Source organism: Acidovorax soli (assembly GCF_014207955.1).
GTDB lineage: Bacteria > Pseudomonadota > Gammaproteobacteria > Burkholderiales > Burkholderiaceae_C > Acidovorax > Acidovorax soli_A.
Genome location: NZ_JACHLK010000001.1, coordinates 257,091 through 268,771, shown reverse-complemented (window position 1 = coordinate 268,771; position 11,681 = coordinate 257,091). Strand labels below are relative to the sequence as shown.

Annotated in this window: 10 protein-coding genes and 1 riboswitch; all 10 genes read left to right on the top strand. The window is 66.2% G+C overall.

Going from position 1 to position 11,681, the window contains the following annotated elements; translation table 11 throughout:
* The first annotated feature begins 96 nt into the window (after nt 1-96).
* The 10 genes from urtA (at nt 97) to metH (ending at nt 11,677) form a co-directional block, all read left to right on the top strand.
* Nucleotides 97-1,365, top strand: a complete 1,269-nt coding sequence (gene urtA / locus HNP48_RS01250) for an urea ABC transporter substrate-binding protein (protein WP_184855032.1) — start codon at nt 97-99, stop codon at nt 1,363-1,365.
* An 84-nt stretch (nt 1,366-1,449) separates the two neighbouring features.
* Nucleotides 1,450-2,364 (top strand): urea ABC transporter permease subunit UrtB, encoded by a 915-nt coding sequence (gene urtB / locus HNP48_RS01245; protein WP_184855031.1) that lies wholly within the window; start codon nt 1,450-1,452, stop codon nt 2,362-2,364.
* Between the two features lie 40 nt (nt 2,365-2,404).
* A complete protein-coding gene (urtC, locus tag HNP48_RS01240; RefSeq protein ID WP_184855030.1) occupies nt 2,405-3,610 on the top strand; it encodes an urea ABC transporter permease subunit UrtC in 1,206 nt (401 codons plus the stop codon).
* A gap of 27 nt (nt 3,611-3,637) precedes the next feature.
* Nucleotides 3,638-4,381 carry an urea ABC transporter ATP-binding protein UrtD gene (urtD, locus tag HNP48_RS01235; protein WP_184855029.1) on the top strand — a complete coding sequence of 248 codons (744 nt, stop codon included), beginning with the start codon at nt 3,638-3,640 and terminating at the stop codon, nt 4,379-4,381.
* A gap of 30 nt (nt 4,382-4,411) precedes the next feature.
* A complete protein-coding gene (gene urtE / locus HNP48_RS01230; protein ID WP_184855028.1) occupies nt 4,412-5,101 on the top strand; it encodes an urea ABC transporter ATP-binding subunit UrtE in 690 nt (229 codons plus the stop codon).
* Nucleotides 5,102-5,324: 223 nt separating this feature from the next.
* The gene (gene fmdA / locus HNP48_RS01225; protein ID WP_184855027.1) at nt 5,325-6,554 is read left to right on the top strand and encodes a formamidase; all 1,230 of its coding nucleotides are present in this window, start codon (nt 5,325-5,327) and stop codon (nt 6,552-6,554) included.
* 17 nt (nt 6,555-6,571) lie between these two features.
* On the top strand, nt 6,572-6,937 hold the full coding sequence (locus tag HNP48_RS01220) for a zinc ribbon domain-containing protein (RefSeq protein WP_184855026.1): 366 nt from the start codon (nt 6,572-6,574) through the stop codon (nt 6,935-6,937).
* A 39-nt stretch (nt 6,938-6,976) separates the two neighbouring features.
* Complete coding sequence (locus HNP48_RS01215; protein WP_184855025.1) at nt 6,977-8,002, top strand: aliphatic amidase; 1,026 nt, start codon at nt 6,977-6,979, stop codon at nt 8,000-8,002.
* 48 nt (nt 8,003-8,050) lie between these two features.
* Nucleotides 8,051-8,797, top strand: coding sequence for a hypothetical protein (locus HNP48_RS01210; protein WP_184855024.1), 747 nt, complete (start codon nt 8,051-8,053; stop codon nt 8,795-8,797).
* An 8-nt stretch (nt 8,798-8,805) separates the two neighbouring features.
* A riboswitch (S-adenosyl-L-homocysteine riboswitch) is annotated at nt 8,806-8,903 on the top strand.
* Between the two features lie 26 nt (nt 8,904-8,929).
* Entirely contained in the window at nt 8,930-11,677 is a 2,748-nt protein-coding gene (gene metH, locus HNP48_RS01205) for a methionine synthase (protein ID WP_184855023.1), read from the top strand.
* Nucleotides 11,678-11,681: the final 4 nt, after the last annotated feature.

Here is an 11,681-nt window from a genome sequence, read left to right as displayed (position 1 = left end):
CGCACCAGGGTTCTCCCTAATCTTCACCCCAGCGCGGCACCTCCGACACGCCGCCCTGAACCACCCCAACCGCCAGTTGCAAGGAGCGTACGCACCATGAAGCACCTCACCGATCCGCATGCCCTGGGCATCAACCCCTCCACAGATGCCGGCCGCCGCCGCCTGCTGCAGGCCATGGGCGCTGCGTCCATGGCCGGCTTGCCCGCCTGGTCCTTCGCACAGGCCACGGCCCAGGTCAACACCACCAAGCTGGCCGTGACCGACACCGAGGTCACCGTGGGCCAGCTGCACTCGGCCACCGGCACCATGGCGATTTCCGAGACCGGCTCCATCCAGGCCGAGCAGCTGGCCATCGACCAGATCAACGCCATGGGCGGCGTGCTGGGCCGCAAGATCAAGGTCATCAAGGAAGACGGCGCCTCTGACTGGCCCACCTTCGCCGAAAAGTCCAAGAAGCTGCTCATCAACGACCACTGCGCCGCGGTGTTCGGCTGCTGGACCAGCGCTTCGCGCAAGGCCGTGCTGCCGGTGTTCGAGAAGGAAAACGGCCTGCTCTACTACCCCACCTTCTATGAAGGCCTGGAGCAGTCCAAGAACGTGATCTACACCGGCCAGGAGGCCACGCAGCAGATCCTGTACAGCCTGGACTGGGCCAAGACCGAGAAGAAGGCCAAGACCTTTTTCCTGATCGGTTCGGACTACATCTGGCCGCGCACCTCGATGAAGATCGCGCGCAAGCATGTGGAGAACTTCCAGAAGGGCAAGATCGTCGGCGAGGAGTACTACCCGCTGGGCAGCACCAATTTCGGCTCGCTGATGAACAAGATCAAGGTGCAAAAGCCCGACTGCCTGTTCGTTGCCGTGGTCGGTGGCTCCAACGTGGCCTTCTACAAGGCGCTCAAGGCCGCCGGCATCACGGGCGACAAGCAGCTCCTGGTCACGCTTTCGGTCACCGAGGACGAGATGACCGGCGTGGGGGGCGAGAACTTCGCGGGCTTCTTCTCGTCGATGAAGTATTTCCAGTCGCTGGACAACGAGAACAACAAGAAGTTCGTCGCCGCCTTCAAGGGCAAGTACGGCAAGGACGCCGTGATCGGCGACGTGACCCAGGCCGGCTACCTGGGCCCCTGGCTGTGGAAGGCCGCGGTCGAAAAGGCCAAGAGCTTCGACGTGGACAAGGTGGTGGCCGCCTCGCCCGGCATCGAACTCAAGACCGCGCCCGAGGGCTACGTGAAGCTCGACGCCAACCACCACCTGTGGAGCAAATCGCGCATTGCCATGGGCATGCCGGATGCGAGCTTCAAGGTGGTCTCCGAATCGCCCGAGCTCATCAAGCCCGACCCGTTCCCCAAGGGTTACCAGTAAGCCCTTCCATTGCGGCGCACGGCCCACGGGCCGGGCCGCCGCATGGCCGCCCACTTCTTCTCGTCCCACCGGAGCCTGGCACCCATGACCTTTTCAGAAATGCTCAACATCGGCCTCATGCAGGGCTTTGCCGGGCTGAGCCTGTTCGCCGTGCTGCTGCTCATGGGCCTGGGGCTGGCCATCATCTTCGGGCAGATGGGCGTGATCAACATGGCGCATGGCGAGTTCATGACCATCGGCGCCTACACCATCTACCTGGGCTCCACGCTCGCGGCCACGCATGCGCCGGGCTTCATGGCCTACTATTTTCCGCTGGCCATCGTGGCGGCCTTCGGCATCGCCTTTGCGGCGGGCTGGCTGGTGGAGTGGGGCTTGATCCGCCACCTGTACAAGCGCCCGCTCGATACGCTCCTGGCCACCTGGGGCATCAGCCTGGCGCTGCAGCAGTGCTTTCGCACCTTCATCGGCCCCAAGGAAGTCAGCCCCACGCTGCCCGACTGGCTGCTGGGCTCGTGGACGCCGGTGGAGGGCCTCGATATCCCCATCAACGGCATGTTCGTGCTGGGGCTCACGGTGGTGGTGACGGGCGGTGTGCTGCTGGCCCTGCACAAGAGCCGCTGGGGCCTGCGTGTGCGCGCCACGGTGAGCAACCGCGTGATGGCCAACGCCACCGGCATCGATACCAAGAAGACCGACCGCCTGACCTTTGCCATTGGCTGCGGCATTGCCGGGGTGGCGGGCGCGGCCTTCACCACCATCGGCTCCACCGGGCCTACCTCGGGCTCGCTCTACATCGTCGATGCCTTCCTGGTCGTCACCTTCGGCGGCGCGGCCAGCCTGCTGGGCACCGTGGTCTCGGCCTTCGGCATCGCACAGACCCAGTCGATCACCGAGTTCTTCCTGGCCGGATCCATGGCCAAGGTGATCACGCTGTCGCTGATCGTGTTGATCCTGATGGTGCGGCCGCAGGGCCTGTTCGCCTCCAAGGTGCGCCGCTGAGCGCTGGCCGACCTTCCCCTGAGTTCACCGGAGTCCTTTCATGAATGCCCTCAAAGCCTGGATCCAGCGCTACCAGCTTGCCAGCCTGGTGCTGCTCACCGTGCTGCTGGCCGTGGTGCTGCCGCTCACGCTCGACATCTTCCGCCTGAACCTCGTGGGCAAGTACCTCACCTACGCCTTCGTGGCCATCGGCCTGGTCATGGTCTGGGGCTATGGCGGCGTGCTCAGCCTGGGGCAGGGCGTGTTCTTCGGCCTGGGCGGCTATGCCATGGCCATGTTCCTCAAGCTCGAAGCCTCGGACCCCGTGAGCACCAAGATCCAGTCCACCCCCGGCATCCCCGACTTCATGGACTGGAACCAGATCACCGAGCTGCCCGCGTTCTGGGTGCCGTTCAAGAGCCTGCCGTTCGCGCTGGCGGCCGTGATCGTGGTGCCCACGCTGCTGGCCTGGATCGTGAGTTTTGCCATGTTCAAGCGCCGCGTGGGCGGCGTGTACTTCGCCATCATCACCCAGGCCGTGGCGCTGATCTGCACGGTGCTCATCATCGGACAGCAGGGTTACACGGGCGGCGTGAACGGCATGACCGACCTCAAGACCCTGTGGGGCTGGGACACGCGCACCGACAGCGCCAAATACATCCTGTACTACGTCTGCGTGGCCCTCCTGGTGCTGGCCATCGTGCTGTGCCGCTTCGTGCAGACCAGCAAGCTTGGCACCCTGCTGCTGGCCATGCGCGACAAGGAAGACCGCGTGCGCTTCTCGGGCTATGACGTGGCCAACTTCAAGGTCTTCACCTTCTGCCTGGCGGCCGCGCTCTCGGGCATCGGCGGGGCGCTGTTCTCGCTGCAGGTGGGCTTCATGTCGCCGAGCTTCGTGGGCATCGTGCCCTCCATCGAGATGGTGATCTACGCCGCCATCGGCGGGCGCATGAGCCTGGTGGGCGCGGTCTACGGCGCGCTGCTGGTCAATGCCGGCAAGACCTATTTCTCCGAGAGCTTTCCCGACCTGTGGCTGTTCCTCATGGCCGGCCTGTTCATCGGCGTGACCATGGCCTTCCCCATGGGCCTGGCCGGCCTGTGGGAGAGCCATGTCGTGCCCTGGTGGAAGGGCCGCCGCGAAGCGCTGCGCCAGGCTGCCATGCGGGTGCCCGCGGCGCCGGTGGCACCGCCGACCCGCCCGGCAGTCGCCGAAGCCGAGGCCTCCGCCCCCAGCCTGCCCGAAGGCACCAGCAGCCAGCGCGCCTGAATACGCCGCGCACCCGGAGCACACCCCATGAGCAACACCGACTTCGCCCTGGCCGTGGAAGACCTCACGGTCTCGTTCGACGGCTTCAAGGCCATTGACGCCCTCACGCTGTACGTCGACAAGAACGAGCTGCGCGTGATCATCGGCCCCAACGGCGCCGGCAAGACCACGCTCTTGGACCTGATCTGCGGCAAGACGCGCGCCACCGGCGGCAGCATCAAGTTCAAGAACGAGGAGCTCACGCGCATGGCCGAGCACAAGCGCGTGCGCCTGGGGATAGGGCGCAAATTCCAGACGCCCTCGATCTACGAGAACCTTTCGGTCTTTCAGAACCTGGAGGTCTCCTACCCCTCGGGCCGCACGGTGTTCGGCGCGCTGGCCTTTCGCTGCACCGATGCGGTGAAGGAGCGCGTGCAGGCCGTGGCCGACGACATCGGCCTGGGCGACAAGCTGGCCACCGAGGCGGGTCTGCTCTCGCACGGCCAGAAGCAGTGGCTGGAGATCGGCATGCTGCTGATGCAGGAGCCCGAGCTCCTGATGCTCGACGAGCCCATCGCCGGCATGAGCGCGCGCGAGCGCGAGCTCACGGCCGAGCTGTTACAGCGCATCTGCAAGAACCGCGCGGTAATCGTGATCGAGCACGACATGGACTTCGTCAAGCGCATCGCGCACAAGGTCACCGTGATGCACCAGGGAAAGATCCTGGCCGAGGGCTCGATGGACAAGGTCCAGAACGATCCCAAGGTGATCGACGTCTACCTCGGCCATTGAACAACGCCATTCCCGCACAGGAGCACCCGCATGTTGGAAGTCAAGGACCTGTTCGTGGCCTACGGCCAGAGCGAAGCGCTGCACGGCATCTCCTTCGAGGGCCGGGCCAACGAGACCGTGGCCATCATGGGCCGCAACGGCATGGGCAAGACCACGCTGTTCAAGAGCCTGATGGGCGTGATGCCGGCCAAGAGCGGCAGCATCCACGTGGCCGGCCAGGAGGTGACGCGTGACGAGAGCTTTCGCCGCGTGGCCAAGGGCATCGCCTATGTGCCCCAGGGGCGCATGATCTTCCCCACGCTCACGGTGGAGGAGAACATCCAGACCGGCCTCGAGAACTCGAAGACGCGCGAGATCCCCGCAGAGATCTACGCCTTGTTCCCCGTGCTCTGGGACATGCGCCGGCGCAAGGGCGGCAACCTCTCGGGCGGGCAGCAGCAGCAACTGGCCATCGCACGCGCGCTGGTGACCGACCCCAAGGTGCTGCTGCTCGACGAGCCCACCGAAGGCATCCAGCCTTCGATCATCAAGGACATCGCCCGCGCGCTCAACGAGATCCGCAAGCTGCGCCAGATCACCATCGTGGTGAGCGAGCAGGTGCTCTCGTTCGCCATGGACGTGGCCGACCGCCTGTTCGTCATCGAAGGCGGTCGCCTGGTGCACGAGACGGCACGCGCCGACACCGACCAGCAGCGCATCAAGGCCTACCTCTCGGTCTGATATGCACCCCCTGAGTCGCTTCGCGCCTTCCCCCTCTCTCATATTGCTTCGCAATCTGGGAGGGGGACGCCCCCGGTGCGGCGGGGCGGCCCTTGCACGGGGGCACTGGCCTCCGCCGCGCCAGTTTTGCGGGCTGTGGGTGGCGCATTGCGCGCACGGCTCTTTTCTTGTTACGCCGTTTCCCTCTGTCACTTCCTAGTCACTTTCCAAGGAGCAACACGCCATGGCCGATACCCTGATCAAGGTGGACCTCAAGCAGTCGCCGTACGACAACCCCCAGGTGCACAACCGCTGGCACCCGGACATCCCCATGGCTGTGTGGGTGGAGCCCGGGGCGGAGTTCAAGCTGGAAACCTACGACTGGACCGGCGGCGCCATCCAGAACAACGACAGTGCCGATGACGTGCGCGATGTGGACCTGTCCACCGTGCACTTTCTCTCGGGCCCCGTGGGCGTGAAGGGCGCCGAGCCCGGCGACCTGCTGGTGGTGGACCTGCTGGACATCGGCGCGCGCGACGACAGCCTGTGGGGCTTCAACGGCTTCTTCTCCAAGAAGAATGGCGGCGGCTTCCTGACCGAGCACTACCCGCTGGCGCAGAAATCGATCTGGGACTTCCACGGCATGTTCACCAGCAGCCGCCACATCCCGGGCGTGAACTTCGCAGGGCTGATCCACCCCGGCCTGATCGGCTGCCTGCCCGACCAGAAGATGCTCGATGCCTGGAACGCCCGCGAGGCCGAACTGATCGCCACCGACCCGCACCGCATCCCCGGCCTGGCCAACCCGCCCAATGCCACCACGGCCCACATGGGCACGCTGCAGGGTGAGGCCCGGGCCAAGGCAGCGGCCGAGGGCGCACGCACCGTGCCGCCGCGCGAGCATGGCGGCAACTGCGACATCAAGGACCTGTCGCGCGGCTCCAAGGTGTACTTTCCGGTCTATGTGGAAGGCGCGGGCCTGTCGGTGGGCGACCTGCACTTCAGCCAGGGCGACGGCGAGATCACCTTCTGCGGCGCCATCGAGATGGCCGGCTGGGTGCACATGAAGGTCAGCCTGATCAAGGGCGGCATGGCCAAGTACGGCATCAAGAACCCGATCTTCAAGCCCAGCCCCATCACGCCCAACTACAAGGACTACCTGATCTTCGAGGGCATCTCGGTCGACGAGGCTGGCCAGCAGCACTACCTCGATGTCACGGTGGCCTACCGCCAGGCCTGCCTGAACGCCATCGAGTATTTGAAGAAGTTCGGCTACAGCGGCGCGCAGGCCTATTCCATCCTGGGCACGGCCCCCGTGCAGGGCCACATCAGCGGCGTGGTCGACGTGCCCAATGCCTGCGCCACGCTGTGGCTGCCCACCGAGATCTTCGACTTCGACATCAACCCCACGGCCGCGGGCCCGGTGAAGGTGCTCGATGGCAGCGTGGACATGCCGATCTCGCAGGACAAATAGCCAGCAAGGAGCAGCGCATGCCCACCTACGACTACGACTGCCCCGGCTGCGGGCCCTTCGATGCGTTGCGCAGTGTGGCAGCGCGCAACGAACCCTGCGCCTGCCCGGCGTGCGGCATGGCGGCGGAGCGCGTGTTTGCCCACGCACCGCACCTGGCCTGCGTGAGCCCGGAGCAGCGCCGCGCGCACGACACCAACGAGCGTGCCCGGCACGCGCCGCGTTCATCGCGCGATGGCGATGCGGGCAGCTATGGGCGGCTGCGCCACCCCTCGGGGTGCGGCTGCTGCAGCGGGGGCGGCACCAGCAAGCGCGGCGGGACGGTCACGGCGCCGAATGGCGCGAAGACCTTTCCATCCAAGAGGCCCTGGATGATCAGCCATTGATCCAGGCCGCCCTGTACCGATTCCCAAGGAGAACACGCCATGATCCACGGCGATATTTCAAGCAGCCAGGACACCGTGGGCGTCGCGGTCGTCAACTACAAGATGCCGCGCCTGCACACCCAGGCCGACGTGCTGGACAACGCGCGCAAGATCGCCGAGATGCTGGTCGGCATGAAGGCCGGCCTGCCGGGCATGGACCTGGTGATCTTTCCCGAGTACAGCACCCACGGCATCATGTACGACCGCCAGGAGATGATGGACACGGCCACCACCATCCCTGGCCCCGAGACAGAGATCTTCGCGGCGGCCTGCCGCCAAGCCAAGGTCTGGGGCGTTTTCTCGCTCACGGGCGAGCGCCACGAGCAGCATCCGCACAAGATGCCTTACAACACCCTGATCCTGATGAACGACCGGGGCGAGATCGTGCAGAAGTACCGCAAGATCATGCCCTGGACGCCCATCGAGGGCTGGTATCCGGGCGACCAGACCTATGTGACCGAGGGCCCCAAGGGCCTCAAGATCAGCCTCATCATCTGCGACGATGGCAACTACCCCGAGATCTGGCGCGACTGCGCGATGAAGGGCGCCGAGCTCATCGTGCGCTGCCAGGGCTACATGTACCCCGCCAAGGAGCAGCAGATCCTCATCAGCAAGGCCATGGCCTTTGCCAACAACACCTATGTGGCGGTGGCCAATGCGGCGGGCTTCGATGGGGTGTACAGCTACTTCGGCCACTCGGCGCTGATCGGCTTCGATGGCCGCACGCTGGGCGAATGCGGCGAGGAGGAATACGGCGTGCAGTATGCGGCCCTGTCCACCCGCCTGATCCGCGATTTCCGCAAGAACGGACAGTCCGAGAACCATTTGTTCAAGCTGCTGCACCGCGGCTACACCGGCGTGATCAATTCGGGCGAGGGCGACCAGGGCGTGGCCGCCTGCCCCTATGGCTTCTACCAGCGCTGGGTGACCGACCCCGAGGGCACGCGCCAAGCCGTGGAGGCGATCACGCGCAGCACGGTGGGCACGGCGGAGTGCCCCATCGAGGGCATCCCGCACGGCGGGTGACGCACGGTTACCGGCGCGGGCCCGCCAGTTGCCGATAATGCGGCGCACATGCTGGTGCCCGCATTCCTTCATTTCCCCTTGGCCTTGCTGGCCCTGTCGTCCCTGGTCTTTCTGGCCGGCTGTTCGTCCCCCGCTCCCACCCAGCGGGGCGAGGTGAAGGGCGCGTCCGCCAGCACAGGCGAACTGGCCCAGTCCGACGCGAACCGCATGGCCACGCTGGCCATGCGCGACAACCTGGCCAGCCTGACCCTGCTGATGGACAAGCTCTACCGCCGCAACCCGGCCGAGTGGCGCAAGGGCGGGGCGGCCAGCCGCGAGCAGGCCATGGAACGGGCGCGTGCCGCCATCGAGCAGCGCCAGCCCTGGGCGCCGCTGCAGGGCCGGCGCGATGTGGCGGCCCTGGCCTTTGCCCTGGCGCCCGAGTTCACGGGCGACCGCGTGGCCGCCTTCACGGTGGCCACGGCCGACATGCTGGTCACCGCCCATGGCGGCAAGACCGAGTTTTACCTGCTCGACTCGCTCGACGCCCAGCACCTGTACAACGCCGCGCGCAATGTGGAATCGGCCGTGTGGCTGCTGGCGCAGCGCCGCAATGCCGCCGGCCAGCCGCTGCTGCTGGCCGACGAGATCGGGCCCGATGGGCGCAACCTGAGCTTCGAGCGCGAATTCGGCAAGCTCATCGCGCGCCTGGACCTGGTGGCCGTGGTGGTCACCGAGAAATACCGGCGCGCGGCCATCAGCTATGTGCAGGGGATTGTCGGGGGCACGTTCCTGCAGTTCCTGCCAGTTCGGTAAAATCAGCCTCCCCCGAGGAGCGTTGCAGCGGACCGCCCAGGCCCCAGATGGCCTGGCACGCCCGTCAGGCTCGGGGCCGACCACCCCGCAACGACGCTCACCTGTGTCCGACCCCCCTTGCAGGTGAGCCTGATGTCCTCCGCCCTTTCCGCCATTCCCCCGCTCAAGCTGTCCGGCCTGGAGCCCGTCTCCATTGGCGAGGGCACGCTGTTCGTCAACATCGGCGAGCGCACCAACGTCACCGGTTCCAAGGCCTTTGCCCGCATGATCCTCAACGGGCAGTACGAGGAGGCCCTGGCCGTGGCCCGCCAGCAGGTGGAAAACGGCGCCCAGGTGATCGACGTGAACATGGACGAGGCCATGCTCGACAGCAAGGCCGCGATGGTGCGCTTTCTTCAGCTCATCGCCTCCGAGCCCGACATCGCGCGCGTGCCCATCATGGTCGACAGCTCCAAGTGGGACGTGATCGAGGCCGGCCTGCGCTGCATCCAGGGCAAGGGCATCGTCAACTCCATCTCCATGAAGGAGGGGGTGGACAAGTTCAAGCAGGAGGCGCGCCTGGTCAAGCGCTATGGCGCCGCCGCCGTGGTCATGGCCTTCGACGAGAAGGGCCAGGCCGACACCTTCGCGCGCAAGATCGAGATCTGCGAGCGCGCCTACCGCGTGCTGGTGGACGAGGTGGGCTTCCCGCCTGAGGACATCATCTTCGACCCCAACATCTTCGCGGTGGCCACCGGCATCGAGGAGCACAACAACTACGCGGTCGACTTCATCGAGGCCGTGCGCTGGATCAAGCAGAACCTGCCCGGCGCCAAGGTCTCGGGCGGTGTCTCCAACGTGAGCTTCAGCTTCCGCGGCAACGACCCGGTGCGCGAGGCCATCCACACCGTGTTCCTGTACCACGCCATCCAGGCGGGCATGGACATGGGCATCGTCAACGCCGGCATGGTCGGCGTGTACGACGACCTGGAGCCTGCGCTGCGCGAGCGCGTGGAGGACGTGGTGCTGAACCGCCGCCCCGACGCGGGCGAGCGCCTGGTCGAGGTGGCCGAAACCGCCAAGAGCGGCGCCAAGGACGAGAGCAAGAAGCTTGAATGGCGCGGCACGCCCGAGGCCCCGCGCACCGTGGGCGAGCGCCTGTCGCATGCGCTGGTGCACGGCATCACCGACTTCATCGTCGAAGACACCGAAGAGGCCTACCGCGCCATCCTCGCCAAGGGCGGGCGCCCGCTGCACGTGATCGAAGGCCCGCTCATGGACGGCATGAACGTGGTGGGCGACCTGTTCGGCGCGGGCAAGATGTTCCTGCCCCAGGTGGTGAAAAGCGCGCGCGTGATGAAGTCCGCCGTGGCCCACCTGATCCCCTACATCGAGGAAGAAAAGCGCCAGGACGAACTGGCCGGGCGCGACGTGCGCAGCAAGGGCAAGATCATCATCGCCACCGTCAAGGGCGATGTGCACGACATCGGCAAGAACATCGTCACCGTGGTGCTCCAGTGCAACAACTTCGAGGTGGTGAACATGGGCGTGATGGTGCCCTGCCACGAGATCCTGGCGCGCGCCAAGGTCGAGGGGGCCGACATCGTGGGCCTGTCGGGCCTGATCACGCCCAGCCTCGAAGAAATGCAGTACGTGGCCGGAGAGATGCAGAAGGACGACCATTTCCGCATCAAGAAGATCCCGCTGCTCATCGGCGGCGCCACCACCAGCCGCGTGCACACGGCGGTCAAGATCGCGCCGCACTACGACGGCCCGGTGGTCTATGTGCCCGACGCCTCGCGCAGCGTGAGCGTGGCCCAGAGCCTGCTGGGCGAGGGGGTGGACAACTACCTCGAAGAGCTCAACGCCGACTACGACAAGGTGCGCGCCCAGCACGCCAACAAGAAGCAGACCCCGCTGTGGCCGCTGGCCAAGGCCCGCGCCAACAAGACGCCGGTGGACTGGACCACCTTCCGCCCCACCGTGCCGCGCGCCCTGGGCCGGCGCGTGTTCAAGAACTTCGACCTGGCCGAGCTGGCGCGCTACATCGACTGGGGCCCGTTCTTCCAGACCTGGGACCTGGCCGGCCCGTACCCGGCCATCCTGAGCGACGAGGTGGTCGGCGTGGAAGCCACGCGCGTGTTCGCCGACGGTCAGGCCATGCTCAAGAAGATCATCGAGGGCCGCTGGCTCACGGCCAGCGGCGTGATGGCCCTGTACCCGGCCAACAGCGTGAATGGCGGCGATGACATCGAGTTCTACACCGACGAATCGCGCACCGAGGTCGCCATGACCTGGTACGGCCTGCGCCAGCAGGCCGAAAAGCAGGTCATCGACGGCGTGACCCGCCCCAGCCGCTGCCTCGCCGACTTCGTCGCGCCCAAGGAGAGCGGCATCGCCGATTACGCCGGCCTGTTCGCCGTGACGGCGGGCCTGGGCATCGAGAAGAAGGAAAAGGCCTTCATCGACGCGCTGGACGATTACTCTGCCATCATGTTCAAGAGCCTGGCCGACCGCCTGGCCGAGGCCTTTGCCGAATGCCTGCACCAGCGCGTGCGCACCGACCTGTGGGGCTATGCCGCAGGCGAGCAGTTGAGCAATGACGAGATGATCGCCGAGAAGTACCGCGGCATCCGCCCCGCGCCGGGCTACCCCGCCTGCCCCGACCACAGCGCCAAGACGGAACTGTTCCGCGTGCTGCAGTGCGAGGAAGTGGGTATGACCCTCACCGAGAGCCTGGCCATGATGCCCGCCGCCAGCGTGAGCGGCTTCTACCTGGGCCACCCCGAGAGCGTGTACTTCAACGTCGGCAAGATCGGCGAGGACCAGTTGCACGACATGGCCCAGCGCCGGGGCATGGATGAGGCGGTGCTGGGGCGGTTGCTGGCGCCGAACCTGTAAAGGC